Origin of the sequence: Acinetobacter apis (genome assembly GCF_900197575.1) — a bacterium.
In the GTDB taxonomy this organism is placed as follows: Bacteria; Pseudomonadota; Gammaproteobacteria; order Pseudomonadales; family Moraxellaceae; genus Acinetobacter; species Acinetobacter apis.
In genome coordinates this window covers 293,969-318,471 of the sequence record NZ_FZLN01000001.1, presented here as the reverse complement: position 1 = coordinate 318,471, position 24,503 = coordinate 293,969, and the positions used below count along the sequence as shown (strand labels likewise).

24 protein-coding genes are annotated in these 24,503 nt (G+C 38.3%); 12 read left to right on the top strand and 12 right to left on the bottom strand.

The genetic code is table 11. The features are described 5' to 3' along the window. The first annotated feature begins 189 nt into the window (after positions 1-189). Complete coding sequence (locus CFY84_RS01405; protein ID WP_088822371.1) at positions 190-834, top strand: OB-fold-containig protein; 645 nt, start codon at positions 190-192, stop codon at positions 832-834. Between the two features lie 151 nt (positions 835-985). Next, a complete protein-coding gene (locus tag CFY84_RS01400) occupies positions 986-1,495 on the top strand; it encodes a lecithin retinol acyltransferase family protein (protein WP_407640191.1) in 510 nt (169 codons plus the stop codon). A gap of 37 nt (positions 1,496-1,532) precedes the next feature. Here CFY84_RS01400 and CFY84_RS01395 read toward each other — a convergent pair whose 3' ends face one another. Next, positions 1,533-3,257, bottom strand: coding sequence for a glutamine--tRNA ligase/YqeY domain fusion protein (locus CFY84_RS01395; RefSeq protein ID WP_088822370.1), 1,725 nt, complete (start codon positions 3,255-3,257; stop codon positions 1,533-1,535). 168 nt (positions 3,258-3,425) lie between these two features. Between CFY84_RS01395 and CFY84_RS01390 the strand changes: the two genes are divergently transcribed. From CFY84_RS01390 to CFY84_RS01380, 3 genes are read left to right on the top strand one after another with little or no spacing between them, the layout of a single operon-like run. Further along, on the top strand, positions 3,426-3,935 hold the full coding sequence (locus CFY84_RS01390) for a peptidylprolyl isomerase (RefSeq protein WP_088822368.1): 510 nt from the start codon (positions 3,426-3,428) through the stop codon (positions 3,933-3,935). Between the two features lie 21 nt (positions 3,936-3,956). After that, a complete protein-coding gene (locus CFY84_RS01385; RefSeq protein WP_088822367.1) occupies positions 3,957-4,673 on the top strand; it encodes a UDP-2,3-diacylglucosamine diphosphatase in 717 nt (238 codons plus the stop codon). Between the two features lie 54 nt (positions 4,674-4,727). Further along, on the top strand, positions 4,728-5,117 hold the full coding sequence (locus CFY84_RS01380) for a tautomerase family protein (RefSeq protein ID WP_088822365.1): 390 nt from the start codon (positions 4,728-4,730) through the stop codon (positions 5,115-5,117). A gap of 103 nt (positions 5,118-5,220) precedes the next feature. On the opposite strand, the gene gabP is transcribed toward CFY84_RS01380, so the two are convergent. The 3 genes from gabP to CFY84_RS01365 form a co-directional block, all read right to left on the bottom strand. After that, positions 5,221-6,618, bottom strand: a complete 1,398-nt coding sequence (gabP, locus tag CFY84_RS01375) for a GABA permease (RefSeq protein ID WP_088822364.1) — start codon at positions 6,616-6,618, stop codon at positions 5,221-5,223. A 292-nt stretch (positions 6,619-6,910) separates the two neighbouring features. Further along, positions 6,911-7,546 carry a glutaredoxin 2 gene (grxB, locus tag CFY84_RS01370; RefSeq protein ID WP_088822362.1) on the bottom strand — a complete coding sequence of 212 codons (636 nt, stop codon included), beginning with the start codon at positions 7,544-7,546 and terminating at the stop codon, positions 6,911-6,913. Positions 7,547-7,743: 197 nt separating this feature from the next. Next, positions 7,744-9,462: an AAA family ATPase gene (locus tag CFY84_RS01365; RefSeq protein WP_088822361.1), complete on the bottom strand. Its 1,719-nt coding sequence runs from the start codon at positions 9,460-9,462 to the stop codon at positions 7,744-7,746. A gap of 172 nt (positions 9,463-9,634) precedes the next feature. On the opposite strand from CFY84_RS01365, the gene CFY84_RS01360 reads away from it, so the two are divergent. Next, complete coding sequence (locus CFY84_RS01360; RefSeq protein WP_088822359.1) at positions 9,635-10,336, top strand: glutamine amidotransferase; 702 nt, start codon at positions 9,635-9,637, stop codon at positions 10,334-10,336. A 44-nt stretch (positions 10,337-10,380) separates the two neighbouring features. Here the strand turns inward: CFY84_RS01360 and CFY84_RS01355 are convergent, their stop codons facing one another. Further along, a complete protein-coding gene (locus CFY84_RS01355; RefSeq protein WP_088822357.1) occupies positions 10,381-10,965 on the bottom strand; it encodes a YceI family protein in 585 nt (194 codons plus the stop codon). A 132-nt stretch (positions 10,966-11,097) separates the two neighbouring features. Then, positions 11,098-11,706, bottom strand: a complete 609-nt coding sequence (locus CFY84_RS01350; RefSeq protein ID WP_088822355.1) for a glutathione S-transferase N-terminal domain-containing protein — start codon at positions 11,704-11,706, stop codon at positions 11,098-11,100. 231 nt (positions 11,707-11,937) lie between these two features. On the opposite strand from CFY84_RS01350, the gene trmB reads away from it, so the two are divergent. After that, positions 11,938-12,654: a tRNA (guanosine(46)-N7)-methyltransferase TrmB gene (gene trmB / locus CFY84_RS01345; protein WP_088822354.1), complete on the top strand. Its 717-nt coding sequence runs from the start codon at positions 11,938-11,940 to the stop codon at positions 12,652-12,654. Positions 12,655-12,656: 2 nt separating this feature from the next. Here the strand turns inward: trmB and CFY84_RS01340 are convergent, their stop codons facing one another. From CFY84_RS01340 to surE, 6 genes are all read right to left on the bottom strand, one after another. Next, complete coding sequence (locus CFY84_RS01340; RefSeq protein WP_088822353.1) at positions 12,657-13,439, bottom strand: Rossmann-like and DUF2520 domain-containing protein; 783 nt, start codon at positions 13,437-13,439, stop codon at positions 12,657-12,659. Positions 13,440-13,500: 61 nt separating this feature from the next. After that, a complete protein-coding gene (gene grxD, locus CFY84_RS01335) occupies positions 13,501-13,842 on the bottom strand; it encodes a Grx4 family monothiol glutaredoxin (protein ID WP_088822351.1) in 342 nt (113 codons plus the stop codon). A 204-nt stretch (positions 13,843-14,046) separates the two neighbouring features. Continuing rightward, a complete protein-coding gene (gene sbmA, locus CFY84_RS01330) occupies positions 14,047-15,258 on the bottom strand; it encodes a peptide antibiotic transporter SbmA (RefSeq protein WP_088822349.1) in 1,212 nt (403 codons plus the stop codon). Between the two features lie 71 nt (positions 15,259-15,329). Beyond that, complete coding sequence (locus CFY84_RS01325; RefSeq protein ID WP_088822348.1) at positions 15,330-18,041, bottom strand: TonB-dependent receptor domain-containing protein; 2,712 nt, start codon at positions 18,039-18,041, stop codon at positions 15,330-15,332. 359 nt (positions 18,042-18,400) lie between these two features. After that, positions 18,401-19,234, bottom strand: coding sequence for a peptidoglycan DD-metalloendopeptidase family protein (locus CFY84_RS01320; RefSeq protein WP_088822347.1), 834 nt, complete (start codon positions 19,232-19,234; stop codon positions 18,401-18,403). A 71-nt stretch (positions 19,235-19,305) separates the two neighbouring features. Beyond that, positions 19,306-20,088 carry a 5'/3'-nucleotidase SurE gene (gene surE / locus CFY84_RS01315; protein ID WP_088822345.1) on the bottom strand — a complete coding sequence of 261 codons (783 nt, stop codon included), beginning with the start codon at positions 20,086-20,088 and terminating at the stop codon, positions 19,306-19,308. Positions 20,089-20,346: 258 nt separating this feature from the next. On the opposite strand from surE, the gene CFY84_RS01310 reads away from it, so the two are divergent. The 5 genes from CFY84_RS01310 (at position 20,347) to CFY84_RS01290 (ending at position 24,489) form a co-directional block, all read left to right on the top strand. Continuing rightward, complete coding sequence (locus CFY84_RS01310; protein ID WP_088822344.1) at positions 20,347-20,769, top strand: MCR_0457 family protein; 423 nt, start codon at positions 20,347-20,349, stop codon at positions 20,767-20,769. Between the two features lie 106 nt (positions 20,770-20,875). Then, positions 20,876-22,024 (top strand): D-alanyl-D-alanine carboxypeptidase PBP5/6, encoded by a 1,149-nt coding sequence (dacC, locus tag CFY84_RS01305; protein WP_088822342.1) that lies wholly within the window; start codon positions 20,876-20,878, stop codon positions 22,022-22,024. 72 nt (positions 22,025-22,096) lie between these two features. Then, positions 22,097-22,591 (top strand): NUDIX hydrolase, encoded by a 495-nt coding sequence (locus tag CFY84_RS01300; protein ID WP_407640181.1) that lies wholly within the window; start codon positions 22,097-22,099, stop codon positions 22,589-22,591. 4 nt (positions 22,592-22,595) lie between these two features. Next, a complete protein-coding gene (gene mnmA / locus CFY84_RS01295) occupies positions 22,596-23,726 on the top strand; it encodes a tRNA 2-thiouridine(34) synthase MnmA (RefSeq protein ID WP_088822339.1) in 1,131 nt (376 codons plus the stop codon). A gap of 16 nt (positions 23,727-23,742) precedes the next feature. After that, positions 23,743-24,489, top strand: a complete 747-nt coding sequence (locus CFY84_RS01290; RefSeq protein ID WP_088822338.1) for a DUF489 family protein — start codon at positions 23,743-23,745, stop codon at positions 24,487-24,489. Positions 24,490-24,503 lie beyond the last annotated feature (14 nt).

Below are 24,503 nucleotides of genomic sequence, written 5' to 3'. Positions count from 1 at the left end.
ATCTTACCCTTCACGCGTTGGCATGAGCAACAAGATGACGCTATAGCGTCATCTTGCATCTGTAAAACTGTTATTTGCCAATGAATAAGCTGATCTTATCAATATAACCTCACTAGACAAATGGTATTGCATCATGTAGTGCAATATCTTGGCAACCCCAATCACTGTAGTTTCATATCATGGATGAAAATGAATAATAGTTTATTGTCTTTTTTAATTAGTCCTGAGCTTATGCCTTTTCACTTGTGTGTGATGGGGTTAGTGATGATCAGTATTATTGAAACGATTGGTTTTTATTTGGGACTGCACCCTTTACGTTTTTTACGAAAAATTGTGCCCCTACCCATTAACAGTTCAATATTTCAGGTCAAGTTTTCTAAAATATTGGTACTGATTTTCTTTTTAATTAACTTTAGTTTTGCTGGCTATTTTTTTCAATTGGCTTTTTTCTCATACTTAGAAAGCTTTGTTCCTATTGTCTATATTATTTTTCCAACCTTATTTGTAGCAACATTTTTTACTATTTTTATGATTCACTGTTTAGATCAAGTGATTCGACCGCAGCTTGAAAATAAAAAACCCAATCTCGTTGGACGACTAGCAACCATTTCATCAGGCTGTGCACGACCAAACCATACAGCACAAGCCAATGTGCGTGATGAATACGGTCAACTTCACCTAATTCACGTGCGTTCAGAATTTGGAGAAATACCCAAAGGTGCTTTAATTATTTTAATTCGTCAAAAAGAACAGGAATATATCGCTAAAAAAATTAGTGAATCAAATCATTTATTTGACTATGAACTTTTCCCACATGATAACCGAACACCTTAAGCCAACTGACTATTGAGATAAAGTTTAAAATTGGTCGTTTTTAAAGCCCGCTCAATCCGATTCTGTGATAAATTTGTTATACTAGAACCATTCTATTGGCTTGATTATTGTATTTTTAATTAATGTGAAAAAACAACATCAACGATCGACTATTCCCGTCGGCGCTCATCTGAGCGTGAAAAATTTCGGCTATACACATCATGGCATTTATGTTGGCAAAGGCAAAGTCATCCATTATTCAGGCTTTGCACATTTATTTAAAAAGCGTCCAATAGAAATTACCAGCTTAAAAAAATTTTCACATCACAAAAAAGTCCATATTCACCATTACGATCAGCCCAAATTTAAAGGGCGTACTGTGGTACGGCGTATGCGTTCACGAATGCATGAAAATAATTACCACCTTATCACCAACAACTGTGAACACTTATGCCATTGGGCAATTACAGGTGTAGAAAACAGCCCACAAGTCATCAAAATGATGCAGCGGCTCACCACAATTGGTTATATTAGTTCGTTAATGAGCTATATGAATGGTATTTTTATTACTGTAGCTACAGCAAGTTTTGCATTGGTGCTTTATATTAAAAAGAAATTACATGACAAATCAAAAGCCAAGCTTCCAAGTACTTTTTTCTCTAAGCATCGTAATAAAAAATAAAGCGCTTTATCAATAAAGCGCTTTATTTCATGATTAACTATCCTTGCGGTTTAAAACTGTCTTTTAAATCTAAAATACGGTTAAAAACAGGCTTTTCGGCACAATGATCATAACGATCTGCAACAAAATAACCTTCGCGCTCAAATTGGAAACGCTCTTCATTTTGGGCTTGTGCCAATGAAGGTTCAATAATGGCTTGAACAACTTTTAATGACTCAGGGTTTAAGTTATGAATAAAATCTTCGCCTGTTTCAGGATCTGACTCATTGAATAAACGTTCATAAATTCGAACTTCTGCAGGAATACCTTGCGTTGCAGAAACCCAATGAATCACCCCTTTCACCTTGCGACCCTCAGGTTTTTTACCTAAAGTTTCTGGATCAATTGAGCACTTTAACTCAATGACTTGCCCTTGATCATCTTTGATCACTTCATCACACTTCATCACATAAGCATTACGTAAGCGGACTTCGCCTTGGTCTACTAAACGTTTAAAGCCTGGAGGTGGTGTTTCTTCAAAATCATTGCGGTCAATATAAATTTCTGAAGTTAATGGAATGACACGCTCACCTAAATCTACATTCGGATGACGCTTTTGCACCAAATCCATACTTTCAGGTAAATTGGTCAAAGTGACTTTTAACGGCTCTAACACAGCCATTCCACGTGCTGCTGTGGTTTCCAATGACTGACGAATACAAAATTCGAGCATTGCGACATCAACAATACCATCAGCTTTTGACACCCCAACTCGCTTACAGAAATCACGTAAGCCTTCTGGTGTAAAACCACGGCGACGCATTCCCACTACCGTTGGCATACGCGGATCATCCCAACCGCTGACATAGCCGGCTTCAACCAAACGACGCAATTTACGTTTAGAGGTAATGGTATAATCGACATTTAAACGTGATGACTCATACTGACGAGGTACTGCAGGCGTATTCACCTTCGCAATCACCCAATCATAAAATGGGCGGTGGTCTTGAAACTCAAGCGTACATAAAGAGTGCGTAATTCCTTCAATGGCATCAGATAAAGGATGCGCATAATCATACATTGGGTAAATCTTCCATAGATCCCCCGTTTGATGATGTGTTGCATGCAAAACGCGATACAAAATTGGATCACGCATATGAATGTTTGGACTTGCCATATCAATTTTGGCACGAAGTACAGCTTGACCTGCGCCATATACACCTTGGCTCATATTTTCAAACTGTAATAAATTTTCTTCAACTGAAGTATTACGATAAGGCGAGTTTTTACCTGCCTCTACAAAGCTACCACGGTTTAATTTAATTTCTTCAGGGCTTTGTAAGTCCACATATGCATCACCTTGACGGATCAATTGTACAGCCCAGTCATGCAACTGCTGGAAATAACTTGAAGCATAGCGTGTTTCTCCATGCCATTTAAATCCAAGCCATTCAATATCTGTGGCAATACCTGTCACATATTCTTGTTCTTCTGCATCAGGATTGGTGTCATCAAAGCGTAAATGACACATACCTTGATATTCATCAGCAATGCCGAAGTTTAAACATATTGCTTTAACATGACCAATATGCAAATAACCATTTGGCTCAGGTGGAAAACGAGTAACCACGGTTTCTGTACGACCTGATGCCAAATCATCGACAATAACTTGACGGATAAAATCTAAGCCAGGTTGTTGTTCTTGCTGCTCAGTACCTTGAGCGGCTTGACGATCTGTAACAGAATGATTGGGCAGATTGGAAACAACATCATTTGGCTTCATAATAGATAATTCACTTCTATACGGTTAGATTTTAATTCAATCGCGAATTATCTTCGCTTTTTTCAAAGATAATTCACGTTTATACTTGCTAAGTAGTTTACAGTTTGCTTATGCTTCTCTCAACCAAAAAACCCATGGCGATATAGACCATGTTTAGGAGATAATGATATGAGTTTGCCTCAAGTAGAATTAAATACCAATAAGGGACGCATTGTTCTTGAACTAAATAGTGAAAAAGCACCAAAAACTGTTGCAAACTTTTTAGAATATGTACGTGAAGGTTTTTATGATGGTGTGATTTTCCACCGTGTCATTGATGGTTTTATGATTCAAGGCGGTGGCTTTGATGAGCAATTCAATGAAAAATCAACACGCGATTCAATCGAAAATGAGGCTGATAACGGCTTAAGCAACGACTTAGGTACTGTTGCAATGGCTCGTACTCAAGCACCTCACTCAGCATCAGCACAATTTTTCATCAACGTGAAAAATAATAACTTCTTAAACCATACCAATAAAACAACCCAAGGTTGGGGTTATGCTGTATTTGCAAAAGTCATTGAAGGTTTAGATGTTGTCACTGAGATTAAAGGTGTACGTACTGGAAACCGTGGCTACCATGCTGACGTGCCTTTAGAAAACATTGTGATTGAAAGTGCTAAAATTATTGCTGAATAAATTAAAATTTAGTGTCATCCAATGACCTATTTATTTATTGCAGATTTACACTTATCCGCTAATCACCCTCGACTCACTCGAGGGTTTTTAGCTTTACTTCAACACTATCAACATCAGCATACCGCGCTTTATATTTTAGGCGATTGGTTTAATGCATGGATTGGCGATGACAATACAACGCCATGGCTTGAACACATTGTCGAACAGCTAAACGTCTTTACCGCTGCTAATAATCAGGTTTACTTTCAAGTTGGAAACCGTGACTTTGCCTTAGGTGATGTCTTTTTAAAGCAATTTGGTGGACAACGACTGCCTGACCACATTTCACTTGAAATTGCACAGCAACGCTATCGCTTAGAACATGGTGATGCACTTTGCACTGATGATGTGTCTTATCAGCGTTTTCGCAAAATTATTCGTCAGCCGCTACTTATTGCTATACTCCAAAAAACCCCGCTTCAATTCAGAAAACAATTGGCTCAAGGCTTTAGAAAAAAAAGTAGTGCTTCACACCAACAAAAAAAACCTTATATTATGGATGTAACCGCATCTGCAGTCGATGATGCATTGATAGGTCATGACGTTTTAATTCATGGTCACACCCACCGCCCAGAAATTCATACTGTCGGACATAAAAAACGCATTGTACTTGGCGATTGGCGAGAAGATGTTGGCGAAGCATATATATTAGAAATTACAGAAAGTGGTCAACAGCATTATTTTAAATGGACCTTTTAACGCTAAAATTTAATGTATAGCTTAAACATGAGTTAAATATATAATGAGTACAACATGTCCCAAATTAAAATATATGCATCCGCAGAAACCATAGATCTACATCGACAATCATTAAGTGATGCAATCCATCGAGCGCTGGTTGAACAACTTCAGTATCCTACCAATAAAAAATTTCAACGATTCATTCGCTTAAACCGACAAGACTTTATTTACCCGCCAGATCGGAGTGCATCTTATCTTATTATTGAAATCTCAATGTTCAGCGGTCGATCTAAACTAACAAAAAAAGCACTCATACAAAGCATCTTCAACAATATTAAAATACTTTGTGGTATTAATCCCTTTGATGTCGAAATCACAATTTTTGAAACCCCACAAGAAAATTGGGGAATCCGAGGACAAAATGCAGATGAGCTTATGCTTGACTATAAAGTTGACGTTTAAATACTTATAAACATCCATATAAGTTAGCGTAAGACAATATATAGGCATAAAAAAATGGCATGAGTGGAGTAATCTCTCATGCCATAAAACGCACTAACAGTAATTAATTTTGCTTTGGAATACTATCGTTATAATGTAAAGATTTACTACGTTTTTTTGACACCACAATGCCAGACACCACAACAACTATAGAAAGTAAACTCGTTGCTAGAATTTCATGCACATGTTTTGGATCAAACAACATGATGGTTAATGCTGAAATAATAAACACAATAACAGCCCATGTAATATAAGGGTACAACCACATTTTCATACGGATTGGTTGTCCACTTTGAATCAGCTGGCGGCGCATTCTTAACTGCGAAACAGCAATCACCAAATAAACCAACAACGCAATGGCACCTGAACTGTCTAATAAAAATCCGAATACTTTAGCAGGCGCTGCATAGTTTGCAAAAGTACATAAAAACGCCACTGCTGTAGATAACAGTACAGCATATATCGGTGTTTGACTAGCACTTAATTTTTGCACAACTTGAGGCGCATCGCCACGTTTTGATAAAGAAAACAACATTCTTGATGCAGTATAAAGTGCTGAATTTAAACAGCTCGTTACTGCAGTTAGAACCACAATATCAACAATTAACTTTGCATAAGGAATGTTTAAAACTTGTAATACTGCTTGATAAGAGCCGTTATTTACAAGCATAGGGTCATTCCATGGCACTAAGCTTAAAACAATAAAAATAGACAACAAATAAAAGAGTGCTATTCGCCAAACCACAGAATTGGTGGCTTTGGTGATTTGCTTTTCTGGGTCTTTCGATTCACTTGCAGCAATCGTGACAATTTCAGAACCCATGAACGAGAACATTGTTGTTAATAATGCACCAAGGACTGCGCCCCAACCATTGGGTAAGAAGCCACCATGTGCATAGAGATTTTTTACTCCACTGACATCAGGGTTGGTTGAAATACCAAAAATTGCGGCACAACCAATGACAATAAAAATAATAATTGAAAGTACTTTTACTGTTGCAAGCCAAAACTCAAACTCACCATAGTTTTTCACACTAAATAAGTTGGTGACCGTCAATGCGGCAGTAATTAAAAAAGCCAATAACCAAATTGGTGTATCAGGCATCCATGAATGAATAATTGCAGCTGCAGCATTGGCTTCAAAAGGAATGACCAATACCCAAAACCACCAATATAACCAACCAATGGTAAACCCTGCCCATTTTCCAATCGCACGATCTGCATACGTTGAAAATGAACCGCTGTCTGGCTGCGCAACTGCCATTTCAGACAACATACGCATCACTAAAACGACCAATGTTCCAGCTGCCAAGTATGATAACAATACTGCAGGCCCTGCTGCCGCAATGGCATGACCAGATCCAACAAACAGCCCAGCACCAATTGCCCCAGCAATAGACAACATAGTGATATGCCGATTTTTAAGCCCTTGTGACAGATCTTGTGATGTCGTTTTTTCCATAAGAACACCTATTTGTAAACGTGTACCGTCATAATGTGACTTACTAAAGACCATGCATATATGATGCCAAGATCGTTTTAAGCACACTAATTCCCTGTGATGCCTGTATCTATAAAACACACTATCTATGAAAATGATTATCATTCATAAATTCTCACCAAAACCATGCATAGTGTCTTTTATATGTATCATTTTAGTGCAATATTAAAATTGCTTTATTAATTTGAACCACTATGCACAAAAAAGCCAGCTTTTTTATCAGCTGGCAAATACGGTTTGCTTATACTTTGTGCTAAATTGCTTGATCAGTCAGTAAATCAACTTTAGCAGCTGTTGCGATACGGTTCATATAACGCTTGGTTTCAGCACCAAATACAGCATCTTTTACAATACTCAATGACCGTAACAATGGAAAGATAATAAAATCTGTTTTATCAATGTCGGTATGTGCTGCCAATAATGGGTCGAGCTGTTCTAAGGCAGGATTAATCTGTGCAATATATTCAGGTGTTTGATCAAGTAATGCCGTTAATGGGCCAAATGCTTGTGTTTCCCGTGCAACAAAAGCTTGTCGTGCTTCTAAAGTAGAAATTTCTTTAAAATCACTTTGTGTAAAGCGAGGAACAATTAATTTTACAATGGTATCAGAATGTTCTTTCGCCCATGCCCCAATTGCTTCATCCACATGATTCACTGCATATTTAGGATCGCTCCAATCATCTAAATAACTGACTATATCTAAGCTCTCTGTCATATATTGGCCGTCAGCACGTTGTAAAATAGGCAGTGTTTTTTTACCAACCAGCTTTATAGGTGTTTCTTCGTCACCTTCCATAATGACTGAATACTGAATAGCAAGATTTTTAAATCCGGCAATCATTCTTGCTCGTAAACAAAATGGGCAATGTTCGTATATATATAATCTCATAGTAAACTCATTTTTATATTATATTCTGAGCTGATTTATACTGAATGTTAAATTACGCTCAGATCAACAGTGATTATTTGAGTTTACGCATTTTTGTACTGAAACCTGAGTAATACACGCTTCATTTTGTAGTGTGATTGTATATAAGAATTTAAAAGTACATGTCCTAAAATACAACTTAGACATGTACTTAAAGCTTACTCAACAAACAATAATGCCAAACGAACTTGATCGTAGCCCATACGTGGCTCTGTCAGCTCAACAATTGGGCGCAATTTCACAGTGCCATCTTCAGCAAAGTTCTCTGGTCGCTTACTCTTTTGAATCCGCTTATATAATTTGCGGACTTGTGCTACCACATCTTCACCAGGATGGACCACTGAAATATCTAAGCCTTCCTTTTGTAATTTGGCTAAGTGCCCAATCACAGTAGAGGGCGTTAAAGCACGCTCTTGTGCAATATCTTGAATATCATATCCGCTTTCAAACAGTGCTTTGGTTTCATCTAAAGTTGCTGCAGCATAGCTTTTTTTCGAAGCTCCGCCCGAACCTGCTAATTTTCGCTGGTTTTTAGCAATTTCTACTTCATTTAATGTACCACCACAATGACGAATAAATGCATTATGTTGCACTGTCAAATCAGCATGTTCGAAATGACCTTGTGCCTCATGTGAAAGCTCTTGAAAACGCTGATCGGCTTTCATAGCTAGAGGATCTAAAGCCAGAGCCTCATCATTATATCCAAGCAACTTTAAACCACTTAACGACTTTAATCGTGAAATCGCCACATAGCCTTGTCCTTTTTCAAAAGTATGCGACAAATTAATTTCTGCAGCATCTAAAGTCATGCCTTGGCTTTTATGAATCGTAATTGCCCAAGCTAAACGCAGTGGAATTTGTCGGAAACTTGCAATGACTTTCCCTTCATCATTTTCAACTGACCAAGTTTCAGGTGCAACCAAAAGTGATGTGCCATCGGTTAAATTGACTTTAGGTAATAATCCAAACTCATCATCTTCTTCAAAGCCAACAACCTCTCCAATACTGCCGTTGATGTAACCCATATCAAAGTTATTTTTAACAAACATCACTTTGGCATGCAGCTTCAACACCAAACTTTCTGGTGCCCTGACAGATGATTTCAAAGTTTCTAATAGTTTTGCATTACCATCAAGTACAGCATCAAACTGCTGAGATTCTGTGTTTAATTCATTTAAATGTTGATGGTTTAAACTGTCTACATCCATATTATGGGTATATAAACGGGTATATGTATCGCCTAAATCATGATGTTTTGATTGTGCTAAAGCGGCATGATACTCAGGTGTCATCCGCTGGGCACGAATGGCATTTAAAATATCATTTAACATGGCATCTTCTTGGCGGTGCTGCTCGGTGAGGTAACACACACGAAATTTCGCCTCAACCCATGCCTCAGACATAAAACAAAATTTATCGCGGTTACGCTCACCTTGTCTGCCAACAGGTGGCAACTGAAAAAAGTCACCTGCTAAAATCACTTGAATACCACCAAAGGCTTGGTCACTTTCTTTGAAGTATTTTAAAACTTGATTCACTAAATTTAATTGCTTGGCATGCAACATTGAAATCTCGTCAATCACCAAGACTTGTGCATTTTCTAAATGTTCTTTTAAGTATTTGCGCTCTTTCATGCGCTTTAAGTCATCATTTGACAAACTGTCTTTGATACCAATACCAGCCCAAGTATGAATGGTCATTCCATTCATGTGGGTGGCAGCAATGCCTGTTGATGCTGTCATTGCTACAGTGACTTTACGTGCTTTTAAGTAGTCAATATACTGATTTAATGTATAGGTTTTGCCAGCCCCTGCTGACCCAGTTAAAAACACATTTTCGCCGGCTTTCAACAGTTTCAATGCAGTTTCTTGCTTCATACGACAACTTTCACAATAAAGGGCTTATAGCCTACCGATTTTTCCAACAAAAGTTAAGCTATATCCAATAAAACATAGCAACAAAGCATGTTCGATACTAGTAAATCCACCATAGACCACTTAAAATATCTATCCATTATTCCCCTTTGCACATTTGATGCTGGCATAAATTATGCACAATTTCCCCAAAACCATTTACGCAATCCAACACCTTGCATTTGAAGATTTAGGCGCATTAGAAGATATTTTTTATCAAAAAGGCTATCGCATTCGCTATGTAGAAGCAGGTGTAGATGATCTGCGTACAGCTTTGCAATATGATGGTTTAACCATTATTTTAGGTGGGCCAATTGGCGTCAATGATGTGGCAGATTACCCGTTTTTATGCGATGAAATTGAATTACTTAAAACACGTTTACAAGCAAGACAACCTACGCTTGGTATTTGTTTGGGTGCTCAATTGATGGCAAAAGCTTTGGGAGCAGAAGTCTATGCTGGACCAACTAAAGAAATTGGTTGGTCTACCCTTATGCTTTCAGAAACTAATCATTCCATCTTAGCGCCTTTAGCAAATACGCATGTCTTACATTGGCATGGTGATACATTTGATTTACCCGAGCATACCATTCATTTAGCAGCTTCAAACCAGTATACCAATCAAGCATTTCAATATGGAAAAAGTTTAGGTTTACAGTTTCACTTAGAAGTGGATGCTGAGCATTTAGAAAAATGGCTCATTGGACATCATACAGAACTGAAACAAGCTCAAATTAACATTCAACAGCTGCGCCAAGATAACCAAACCTATGCATTACCACTCATGGTTAAAGCACGAGAAGTCATTCTAAATTATATGAATTATCTTAAAATGTAAAAAAGCTCAATCATGAGCTTTTTTACTACGATCAATTTAATAAATTAGTTAGCTACAGATGCTTCTGTTGTAATATTTACAGTGATCTTGTCGCCAACATTAGGCACATAACTGCCTATGCCAAATGCTGAACGGTTAAACGTTGTGGTTGCATTAAAGCCAATCGCTTGTGCTTTGGTCATTGGATGTACAGCTTGTTTGTTTAACACTGCATTTAAGACCACAGGTTTTGTCACACCTTTAACAGTTAAATGACCTGTAATTTTAAAGTGCTTCTTATCTTTTGTTTCTACTTTGGTACTTTTAAACGTAATCGTTGGATACTTTGCCGCATCGAACCATTCTTTTTCTTGGAAATGCTTATCAAGCTCAGCCACATTGGTATTTACACTTGATACTGGAATCGTCACATCAACTGATGAATTTGATGGTTTTTGATTATCAACGTGAATGGTACCTTGAATATCTGTGAAGTTCGCACTTGGTGTAGAAAAACCAAAGTGATTCCAACTAAATACTGTAGCAGTATGGGTTGGGTCAATTTTGTAACTCACTGGCGCTGCAAACACGCATGCGCTAGCAATTGCAGCTGACAAACCTAAAGCAATTTTTGATGTAAAATGATTCATTGTTATTACTCATCTCTTTTATCGTTGAAATAATACTACGCTGTAAAATGACATTTATATACTGCAATATTTACAACGTTTTGTTCTATCAATAGAACAAAATCAGCAATGCTTGAGTGAAAAATCAGACTATTAAATTAAGCCTTCTTGTTTTAAAGTCAATTGTACTGCTTCACGTTGTGCAATTTTTTCTCTAAACGCAACAAGATGTGAATACGGCGTTAAGTCATGATCTACATAACTTGACCAACTACCAATCACAAATAAATAAGCATCTGCTGGACCAAAATGATCCCCTGTTAGAAACTCATGTGGTGTATTGGCAATATACTGGTCAATGTATGCCAAGTAACTGTCGACTTTGGCATAAGCATCCTTTTGACCTTGCTCATCTAAGTTGCCATAAAAGAGAGGTAAATAGGCTTTATGCAACTGTGAATTTAAAAAACCCAACCATTCTAATGTTTTTGCACGTGCCAAACCTGAGGTTGCAATCATCTTTTGATTCGGATCTTGCTCTGCTAAATACGGCAGAATTGCCACATTTTCAGTCAAGATAACGCCACCTTCTGCTTCAAGCGTTGGGACAAAACCTTTTGGATTGATTTGATAAAAATCCTGACCTGATTCAGTTTGATGTGTTTTGAGATCAACTTTTTCTGCATCAAAAGGCGCTTTTAGTTCATTTAAAATAATATGGGCTGCTAGTGAACAAGAGCCAGGTGCATAATATAGTTTCATTGTTTTTCTCTTTTCAGTGATGATAAGGACATGCCTGATCTAATCTAAAAAGGTTTTCACCAATACACAAGTTTCTTTTTTATAGATTCAATGCCTTTATGTAATACAATGCTGTGATCAAAAATAAAGGTGAAATTGAGGATCTTATAGATTGACTTCAATTTCCGTTTGACTTGCTGTAAGCAAGACTTAAAATAGCGTCTTTCATCCGATGTAATGACTTTTCCCGTTATGAGTAACGATTCAACCACAGCACCGATCATTGAGCTTGATGATTTGCATGAGCACCGTGAAATTGTCACCTTTATGCGCCGCTCGTCACCATTAAACACTTCGCAGCGTAGTGCTTTAGAACAATATAAATATTTAATTCTTGATCATCCCACAGGTGACCTAAGAACATATTTTACTGACCCTGAAAAACCGCTGACCGTTGAAATTGGTTTTGGTATGGGAAGGTCATTGGTATTGATGGCAAAAAACCAACCAGAGCGTAACTTTTTAGGGATAGAAGTTCACATTCCTGGTATTGCACAATGTGTGTATGAGGCAGGTGAAGCCGAAGTTCATAACTTACGTGTCTTAGATGCAGATGCCATCCAAGTGCTTAAAGATATGCCTGATGAGAGTATTGACTGTATTCAGTTATACTTCCCTGATCCTTGGCAAAAAAAGCGTCACTTTAAACGTCGTTTTGTCGCACATGAACGTATGGAATTGGTTGAGCGGAAATTGGTGCTTGGCGGTACTTTTCATGCTGCAACCGATTGGGAGCCTTATGCAGAATGGATGCTTGATGTTTTAGAACACCGTCCAAGCCTTGAAAACTTGGCAGGTTCAGGTCAAAGCTACCCTCGCCCAGATTGGCGTCCGCTGACCAAGTTTGAACGCCGTGGTCTAGATGCAGGTCATGTGATTAACGATTTTATTTTCAAAAAAATTAAATAATATTATTTCACTTGATGCCGCTTTTTAATGTGTTCGCTTAATAAGCGGTAAACTGCCAAATGATCTTCTGCCTGTTGCTGTTGAAGTAAGCTTTGATGTGCATCAAGCGTATTTTGATCTTGACGCATGGCAGGGCCAGTTTGTACAACTTTAGGATCAAACTGACACGCTTTTTCAGCAGTTTCTTTCATGAGCGCTGTTAATAAATTGAAATCTACTGCATTTCGTTCGACAGTTTGCTTGGCAATATCAAAACAATAATTGCTAAAATTATTGGCAAAGACTGCTGCCAAATGTAAGCTAAGTCGTTGCTCAGAATTATAATGATAAATCTGCTGCGACAATGTGCGAGCCATCTCATTTAAACGCAACAAGTCAGCATCATACTGCGCCTCAAGTAAAAACGGCGTATTACTCCAATTAACCTCGCGCTCTAAACTAAACGTTTGTAATGGATAAAATACCCCTGCACGCAAATGATGTTTGGTCAGTATTTGCATGGCTGTGCTGCCAGAAGTATGTACAATCAAAGTATGATCATCGACCAATGTAGCCAACTGTGTGATCACACTTTCAATTGCCTGATCAGATACAGCAATCACCATGAGATCTGTTGCTACAATATCTGCTAGCGTGTCTATAGACGTTGCATGAACAGTCCGAGCCAATACCTGTGCATGGAACAAATTTCGGCTATAAACTTGTACTATCTCAAAGCCCTGAGCATATAATGCATGTGCCAAATGGGTTGCTACTCTTCCTGCACCAATAAAGCTTATTTTCATTAATCATCTCCAAAAAAAAGAGCATCACCTTGATACTCTTTTTCTCACCAGACGGCCTAAATTATGCTTCAGGCGCTGGGCTGTGTTCTTCGATCAATGATTTTAGCTCGCCATTTTGGAACATTTCCAAAATAATATCACTACCACCAATCAACTCACCGTTAATCCATAATTGTGGGAAAGTCGGCCAATTTGCAATTTTAGGTAAAACCGCACGAATATCTTGGTTTTCTAAAATATTTACATAAGCAAATGGACGACCAACTTGGCTTAGTGCTTCAACTGCGCGAGCCGAAAAACCACATTGTGGAAATTGTGGTGTACCTTTCATGTAAAGTAAAACAGCATGCTTTGCAATTTGATCATGAATTAATGCTTCAGTATCTCGTGCTTGTTCAGTCATACATACGTCCTCAAATTGTGTGCCGATATTGTTACTTCACATAATCAATATCTTGTGTATAGCCTGATATTGTATAAGGCTTTCGTGAAAACAGATAGTCATTGCAGTAAATTTTACATGACTAAGTGAATCACGCTATAGCAAGATTAGGCAATATTTTGCCATATTATCGGTTTCAAACCTACCAATCCCTTATATATCAACCTATGATTCATAGATTTCCGACAAGGTCGACTCAAATTGTTTCAACCTTTTTCGAATGGAGATCAGCTCAATAATGACCTTCCATGAGTCAATCAAATATTGAAATGCGGTTGTGACTTTATTAAATACATTTCTAATTTGATTGACTAAACCAAGCGTCATTGTACCTGTAGCAATCGCTGGAAAAAGAATCACCAAACTAAATATATTGTCGAGTTGGATATACCACGAGCTGATTAAATTAAAATATGCATAATGAAAATACAGCTTAAAATAATTTAAACTTAAACGCCCAAATAGGTCATCAATTACTATAGGCTGTGCACGAGTTGCATCATCTTCCCCATACACAAGCTCTTTACGAAAGGCTGCCTCTACTTTTTGGTTATTAAACTCAAGTCCTGGTAATTTGAACCCTGTCACGACCAACAACACTGTACCAAATACTGCCCAACCAATAGCAGCCCAAACCAACGCATGTGACACTTCCCCTATAAAAGGTAAAATCGGTACATGCTTTGACAATTCAAACAATAAGGGTAGAAAAGCAAATAATGTCATAATAGATCGAATAAAGGTTACACCTAAACCTTCCATAATGGTTGCAAAACGCATGGTATCTTCTTGAACACGCTGAGATGCTCCCTCAATATGCCTTAAGGTATGCCAATGTGCGGTATAATAGTCTGTCATTGCTTTTCTCCAGCGAAAAATATAATGACTGACAAAAAATGAATTGATGACGCCCACGGTGACTGCAAGCATTGCAATATACAGAAACACCAAAATACTCTGATAAAGTTCACCAATGTGACCACCTTGATTAGACAGCATCTGTTGAACTAAATCCCAAAATGGACCATACCATTCATTCAATGTAATAGTGACTTGTACGCCAATCCAAATGTTAAATAGAATAAATATAGTCCCTGTAATTGACCACCACTGCCATGGATGGTTTGCTTTGATCCGCCAAAATAAAGTAAATAGAGCAACGAATATCAAAAACCAAATATATGTCCAAATATATGTAAGATGAACAAACTTACTAATTCCCATTGGCACTTTTTGATTGGCATAACCAATAGGAAACCCTATATATTCTCCAAAATGACTACCACCACCTATATACCAAAGCACAACAGCCAATGTTGACCACAAAACCCCTGAGAGAAAGAACCAAAACGGCGAAGGAAAAAATGATTTAAACATAACTAACCTATCTTTTCAGTGCTCTATTCCATCATCACAACATTAAAATAGAGCAAAGTGTAATGTAATGATTAAAAACGATAATTCACTTCAAGCCAGCCTTGGCGACCATATGCAGAATAGTTAGCAACAGGGTAATAAGGCCATCCACCGGTATAGTCTTTTTTAATGGTATTAAAGACATTATTCACAATAATTGATGCAGATAATTGATCAGAAAAACGGTACGCTGCGCTCCAATTGGCGGTATAAGTCGGTTTAAGATAAACACTGCCTTCCCCATTTGGAATTTTTCCGAATCGGTTAATTAACAATGTTGATGTAAATTTATTTTTACTCCAGCTCAAACTGGTATTCAAACGGTCTCGCCATGTTGCATCAGATAAATCTTTGAGCGAATCAGTATAATCATCACGTTCTGATTGCTTATATTTATTGGTAATCATATAACTGTAATTAAGTCCCCACACAAAGTTCCCTAAAGTCGGATGACCAAAACGCCATTTGGTGGTTAAATCAATACCACTTACTTTTTGCACTGCCGCATTAATTGGCTGTACATTGATGTTATCAATTGCACCTGGATTAACCATGGCATTATCAGGATTGCGTTGGATTCGTGAAATTGCATCTTGGCAGATGCCCGATGTAATATCACTTCGACCTGCTCGGCAGTCTGCTTCTGTTCTTAACAATTGATCTGCACTTAAATTGGTCACTAAATTGTTAATTTTAACATTCCAATAATCAAGTGAAATATCAATGGATTTTTGTGGTGACCATACCACTCCTGCTCCAAATGAAGACCCGTCCTCAGGTTGTAATGTTGAATTTCCAACCAAAGTATAATCTGCCCCTGGAGAAACATTGGCATACGAGCAGTTATTTAACGGTTGACCACTTTGCTCACATTTTAAATAATCTGTTGTTGATGAATAATAGCCATTTTGTTTTTGCAAAAAGACATAGTTCATATCTGGCGCTCTAAAGCTAGTTGCATAATTTGTTCGAAACAATAAATTAGACTGCGGTCTAAACTCTAAACCTGAGCCAAATGTAAACTTGCTAATTGAATCATTTGACACGCTATAGCGATCATATCGACCAGATAAAGTGGCATTTAATGGTTTAAATATTGGGATATCAAGTTCTGCACCAAGAGCTTGGCGATTACGAGTGCCACCATACTCACTTTGTGTACTGGTATTATAAAAAACATCCGAATTAATCGATGAATCGGGTCGAATCTTAAAACCTTGTCTTCCCCATTCAGCCACTACAGCAAGTTTTGCAGTACCTGCTGGCAATTGGATTAAGTCTCCTGTTGCAGTTGCACTAAGTGTTTGAGACCAAGCTTTGTCTTTTTCTGTGGTCGAGCCAGAAATACTACTAAATTGGTCAGCAGTCAGTGGTGTGCCTAATTTTGAAACATCGGGTGCATAAATCGGTACACCGTCTTTGTCTGTACCTAGCTGTTGCCCAAGAAAATATTCATCAATATTTTTCAGTAACCGGCCTCGACGTTTTACATTACTGGTATAAATTGAACCATTATAACTGGCTTCATATTTCCAGCTGGTCTCTGCAATATTGCCACGAACACCAAAATTAATATTTGCAGATGTATCACGCCATTGACTATTAATTGAGTTAATTCCCCCAATTTCTTCTGGGGCAAAACGGCGTGTCCAAATTTCATACTTGCCTGAGTTTTGATTGTAAAAATAACCTTTATTGGCGGCCCCTGAGGTCCAAGATGGGCCACGCGTATTATTTTCCAATTGATTAAAACCTAATAAGCCATCAGCAAAAAATTGGAGTTGATCACTCACTTTATACTCATTGCCTAAATAAAAATTTTGGCTTCTGTTTTTGGTCTGAATGGTCCAATATGTTGCAGGTGCGACATTGGATGCACAGTTATCACGTGTACTGCCATAACCTTGAACACTACCAGCAAATAAAGCTGAAAAAGGTTCACAGCCTCCAAGTGATAAGTATTTGCCGGTTTGTGCATCTCGCCTTCCTGCAATACTGCGTGGCGTTTCCCCTAATGCTGAAGCACTTGACATGAATGAGCGATCACTTGCCCAAATCGGTTCTCGACCACTTATTTCAACAGCGTATACGGTATTAAAACGGTCATTCCATGCCTTACTGCCTGTTAATTGTAAACGACCATTTTCCCCTGCTTTAATGGTGCTCCCTGCTTTTAAATTTACTTGTACGCCATCAGTGGTTTTTTTAAGAATAATATTCACCACACCTGCAATGGCATCCGATCCATAAATTGCAGATGCTCCACTGCTCAAAATTTCAATTCGGTCAACAATGGCTAGAGGAATATTGGCCAAATTAACAAAATTTACCGCACCATTGTATGCCATTGGATAATCAGCCACTCGATGTCCATTAATCAAAACCAAAGTATGATTTGGTCCCAATGATTTTAAGCTTATGGTATTGGCAACAGGAGTAAAAGTATTGCCTGAATCTGCACCAGTAACGACACCTGTATTTTGTGAGGTATTACTTAATGCTTCATATACATTGCTAAAACCCTCTTTTTCAATGTCTGCCGCTTTAATCACAATAACCGGATTAACACCTTCTTTTTGTGCTTTAGAAATACGAGAACCTGTGACCGTGACATATTTTGTATCCGCATCTTGTTTTTCTGTTGTTTCAGCAAAAACGGCGGATTGTAAAAATAAAGTGCTTAATAAAGTTGCACCTGTATAGCGGTACAATGTGTGTCGATTGCGTGAATGATTAGACTGCATGATTTTATATTTTGAGAAAAAACAGAATATATCAATCAATATTATTTCAAATAAATAATTAAAATTCAGATATTTATAAAAACAAAAAATATATAAATATCATATATATAAATATATTTTTATCCTTAAAAATTTTTTAGCAAAAGCTATAGTTTATTAAGCAATATTAAATATATAACGATGCAATTCATTACGGCTTCATACATGAGGTGAATTCAAGAAAAAGACTAATACACCGATTTCATCCAACACAAAAAAGCCCTGATTCTGAGTTAAATATCCACAAGAATCAGGGCTAGAATAAGCTATTAAACATATTAAGCTATAAACTGTATTATGTTTTATCAAGTTGAAAGTGTTTAATTCATTGGAATCACTTGTCTTGGATCAATGGCTTTACCATCTGATCGAATTTGGAATTCAAGCATCACACGTGTTGTCCCACTAGAGCCCATTTCAGCAATTTTTTGTCCTGCTTTAACACGTGCTCCACTTTGTACTAGCAATTTATTGTTATGTGCATAAGCGCTGATATAACCATTGCTGTGCTTAATTAAAATCAGATTCCCAAACTCTTTTAACCCACTGTCTGCATATACCACTTGACCATCTGCCGCTGCCACTACAGGATCACCAACTTGGCCACCGTAACGGATACCACGAATATTATTGGCTAAATCGTATGCTGCAATGACTGGTGCAGTTGATGGTTTAACCCAAACCAAACCATTACTTGTCACTTGAGGTGGTGTTACTTCCACCACTTTTGAAGCAACAGGTGTGGTTTGAGTTTTTGCAGTTGGTGTTGGCAGTGGAATACTTTGCTTTTGAATTGGTGGTACGCTTGGTTGTTTTGGCACAACTGGCGCAGGTGGTGCAACAACCGGTTGAACCGCTGTACCATCTGCTTTTAAGCGTAAAGCTTGGTTAACATAAATGGTATACGGTGGACTAATGTTATTTAGCTGAGCCACTTGGATATAATTTAAACCATAACGTCCTGCAATCCCACTGAGCGTATCACCCGGTTTAACCACATATGTGTTCGGTGATGGCATCGTTCGGGTAGCAACCACTTGAGGCTTAGAGGCGCACCCGGAAAGGTGAAAGACGGTCAATGCTAAACAGCACAACAGTACGGGTTTTAATCGATGTGCAATCGCTGTTTGGCGATGCTGAGCTACTACCTGCATGAATGTTCCTCTTTTTTCAAAAACATTATTTTTGTTGTTTTCATAAAGCATATGGATAACAACTTTTGATGCTATGCCTGCTGCATTTCTATTTGGTATTTTAACGTTTGCAACACATCATAATTGGTTGCATCCATTTGAATAGGTGTAATGCTCACATAGCCATTTTTCACCGCATTAAAGTCAGACATGACTGTGGCATTTTCATTGGTCTGCTCTAAAATGGCTTCACCGGCCAATCCAATCCAATACACATGGTGACCACGTGGGTCAACATGACTTGAAATTGGTTTTGCTTGTTTACGCTGCCCTTGATATGTCACCACAGGACCTTTCAAAGGCGCATCGGTTTTAGGAATATTAATATTTAAAATATGGCGTTCAGGCAAACTTGGCAATCCATGTGCAATAAAGTCATGCACCCATTGTGCTGCTGCACGATAACTGTCAATTACACGATAATCACTGGCATGCTGACCAACCAAAGAAACAGCAATTGCAGGTTGCTTCATTAAACGACCTTCAAATGCAGCACCCACAGTGCCTGAATACAAAACATCATCACCTAAATTGGCACCGCTATTGATTCCACTGACCACCAAGTCAAACTCAAAATCAAACAAGCCATTCATAGACAAGTAAACACAGTCTGCAGGCGTGCCATTGACCGCCCATACATCAGGCATAATTTCAACAGGACGTAAAGGTTTATCTAATGTCAATGCGCTTGAAAAACCGCTTCTTTCTGACTCAGGCGCAACAGTAATCACCCGCCCTAAAGGCTGTAATGCCTCTGCCAATGCTTTAATACCTGGTGAGAACACACCATCATCATTTGCAATTAAAATATTCACAAATCTGCTCTAACCTATACAAAAATTGCTATGGATCAACCTGAAATAGACCACATCTATTCTTTCTCGCTTGATCTTAACAAGGAATGCAAGCCGATTACCCTTTTATAACGTTGACTTTTTGTTGCTTAAATCAAGGAGCTCGATACAATCATCTGCAAAAAGTCTATACACCATTAATACAGTTTAAACCTTTCATTCTAAAAAAAATTAGTTAACATCAGTTATCTGCTGCAAAATTTTACTATATTGAATTTTATGATTAAATCTCGTTTAAACAAAACCTTACTTGCAACGCTTTTCACTGGTATTTTAATCAGTACAACTGCCATCCGTGCTCATGCACAAGAAGATAAAGCAGATGCTGCCACCACCAACATTGATGTAACGCCTGAACAAAGTGGCGTCACACAAGAAGAATTGGCTGCTATTTATGTACTGTCAGAGCTTTGTTCAAGTTATGGTTATAAGAAAAATCCTGATTACCGTACAGGCTTTGAACAATTGGTGAAAGAAAATATGCCTGGAATTCATAAGCCACTTAATGCGCTAGAAATGCGTGCAAAACAAAAAGATTTCCAACCCTTTTTAGAGCAAGCACGTCAAGATGCTAAAAATGCAGGAGAGCAACAAAATAAAGAAATTTGCCAAGAAATCTCAACCTTAAATAAAGCATCGTAATATTTACAATAATCGACAGAATAAGCAGGTAGGACATATAGCAGTCATGGCAGCTTTGTCCTACAATGCCCAATTTATATGACTCTAACCATTGGAATGACCCTAAATGAGCAGAAAAAGTACCTTTGCTGCGCTCTTACTTTTACCTTCATTTTCATTTGCAGCAACTGTCTTATCTTCGCCACCTGAATTAGATAATAAATCATACGTCCTGATGGACTATCAAACAGGACAAGTTTTAGCTTCAAAAAACGAAAATGAAAAACTTGCACCTGCGTCAATGACGAAAATGATGACAAGTTATATCGTCGAACAAAAACTACTTAAAGGCGAAATCACAGAAAACGAAAACGTCCGTATGAATGAAAGTTCATGGTGTCGTGGTAACCGTTCTGAATCATGTATGTTTGTTCCGCTCAATGGTACAGCCACAGTTATGCAAATGCTGCGTGGGATCATTATTCAATCAGGCAATGACTCTGCAAAAGCTATGGCAGAACATATCGCAGGGAATGAAGGCACCTTTGCGCATATGATGAACCAAGAAGCCAAACGAATTGGCATGAGCAACACCAATTTTATTAACTCAACAGGCTTACCTGCTGACGGACATTATTCGACTGCAAAAGACATGGCGCTTTTGGCAGAGCATATTATTCGTGATAGCGCAAAATACTATCCAATTTACTCTGAAAAAGAATTTACCTTTAATAATATTAAACAAGGTAACCGTAACCCGTTACTTTACACTGACCCAACAGTTGATGGCTTGAAAACAGGTCACACCAACGAAGCTGGCTACTGTTTAACCACATCAAGTAAACGTGGGCCAATGCGCCTTATTACTGTCATTTTTGGTGCACCTAGCGTAAATGCACGTGCAGATCAAACTCGTGCACTATTGGCATGGGGCTATGCCAATTATGAAACCGTCAAAGTCAAACCTGCCAATCAGTCATTACAAAACGTTAAAGTATGGTTCGGTACAGAAAATGAAGTTCCTGCAGGTTTAGCTGAAGATTTCAGTGTAACCATGCCAAAAGGTCAAGCTGGCGATATTAAAACCAACTTACAGCTGTCATCTTCAATTAATGCGCCATTAAAGAAAGGACAAGTGATTGGTAAACTTGTTGCATCACTAGATGGTAAAGTAATTTCAGAAAAACCTGTTGTGGCATTACAAGCAGTTGAAGAAGCTGGTTTCTTCTCGCGTATGATTGACCATATCAAGCAATTTTTTAGTAATTTATTCTAATTCCGTGTAAAGCATAGCATCATGACACTAAATTGCGTAAAATACGCCTTTTAGTTCATGGTGCTTTTTTGTATGGCAAATGACTGGACAACGCATCTTACTGTTGCAACAGTAATTCAAAAAAATGGGCAGTATCTCTTTGTTGAAGAACATACAGACGGCGTTACGCATGCTGTATTTAATCAACCGGCAGGTCATGTCGAATATGCTGAGACGATCATTGCTGCAGCTCAACGCGAAACCCTTGAAGAAACAGGGTATTTGGTTGAAATTGAGCATCTGATTGGGATCTATACATATACCCCACCTGCAGCACCTGACCGCACTTACATTCGCTTTTGTTTTTTTGCACATCTCACCTCAGATGAGCCACAACATACAGAACTTGACCCTGATATTCTTCGTACAGTGTGGATGAGCGCTGAAGAATTATTATTGTCGGCTCGTGCGCGTAGTCCCCTCGTCTATCAAGCCATTCAAGATCATGAGGCAGGCAAAAAGATGCCTTTGTCTTATCTTTACGAACACCCGATTTCTTCTCAACCTAATTCAAACTTGGATGCTTAGTCCTATGCAACAACGTGTCATCGTCGGTATGTCTGGTGGTGTAGATTCATCTGTTTCTGCCGCTTTATTACTTCAACAAGGATATCAAGTTGAAGGTCTTTTCATGAAAAACTGGGAAGAAGATGATGGAACTGAATATTGCACTGCATTAGAAGACCTTGCAGATGCGCAAGCTGTGGCTGATAAACTTGGCATTACACTGCATACAGCCAACTTTGCGATGGAATATTGGGATCGAGTATTTGAACACTTCTTGGCAGAATATGCTGCTGGTCGAACGCCAAACCCTGATATTTTATGCAATAAAGAAATTAAATTTAAAGCATTTCTAGATCATGCAATCACTTTAGGTGCAGACTATATCGCAACAGGTCACTATACACGGCGTGGTCAAACCCAAACCAATGCAGATGGCAAGGCTTTTGCACCACTTTTACGTGGTTTAGATCAAAATAAAGACCAAAGCTATTTTTTACATGCCGTGCATGGAAAAGAAATTAACCGTACTTTATTCCCTGTGGGTGAACTTGAAAAACCCGAAGTCCGCCGCATTGCAGAAGAACTTGGATTGGCAACAGCCAAAAAGAAAGATTCAACAGGCATTTGTTTTATTGGCGAGCGCCGTTTTAATGACTTCTTAAAACAGTATTTGCCTGCACAGCCAGGACAAATTGTGCTTGAAGATGGTCAAGTGGTCGGAGAGCATCATGGCCTAATGTATTATACTTTAGGGCAGCGTGGTGGAATTGGGTTAGGTGGTATGAAACATGCAGATGAAGGCGCATGGTTTGTATTATATAAAGATATCCCAAATAACCGGCTTGTGGTCGGTCAAGGACATGAACATCCATTAATGCAAAGCACTGTATTGTGGAGTGAAGCCATTGATTGGGTTGCTGGTGAGCAACATATTCCAGCAACAGGATTTCGTTGCACAGCAAAAACCCGATATCGCCAACCCGATCAAGCTTGTACCATTTTCATTGCAGACAACAACATGATCCGTGTTGAGTTTGACCAGCAACAGCGCGCTGTAACGCCAGGTCAAAGTGTGGTGTTTTACCAAGATGAAATATGCTTAGGCGGTGGTGTCATTCACCATACGAACGCACCTAAGCCAGACTTTATTCAATGAACAAGGAATAAAAGGCATGGTTGATACCCCTTTTCAACAGCCTCAGCATTTAACTGTGCGGCAAAATCGTGTGCTTGCATTGGCAGGTGTCTTTCAAGCCGCACAGTTGACGCATATTACTGCGATGACAGGACTTAATCGCAGTAATCAAAGTGAATCATTTTACTTAGAACAGCTGATTAAAAGCAGTTTATGTATTCGCCCTTTAGCTGAATTGCCTGACCCATCACTGAATACATTGGATTTCTTTTATGGTTTTAACGACCTGATGCTTGGGTTAAAACATCTAGAATCTAGTTTGAGTCGGCCTTTTTCAATTCACCCTAAAAGCCACATTCCCAAACTGCCTGCAGCAAAACTTTCTACCAGCTATGCCATCTCTTTATTACATCTCGAAAAACAAATTTATCAAAACCCTCAATTTGTTGAAATTATTGAACAAGCTCAACAAAAAATATTAAAACAATTTTCCTTTTTCGATCAAAATTACTTACACCCCAGTATCATTGCCAACCTTGCACAAGCCTATTTAGACACTGCAGGACAAATTCAGCCTCGCATTTTGGTGCGTGGTCATCCTGAAGCATTTAAAGACAGCCAGCATACAGATCGGATCCGTGCATCTTTATTTACAGGGTTACAAATGGCTCACCTATGGCGACAAATGGGTGGACGCTCGAGGCAGCTTATGTTCGGGAAACGAAAAATCATGAAAGATATTCATTCTATTGCCCGTATGCAATACCAGTTAATTGAAAAGTAAATGTTTTTAGATGT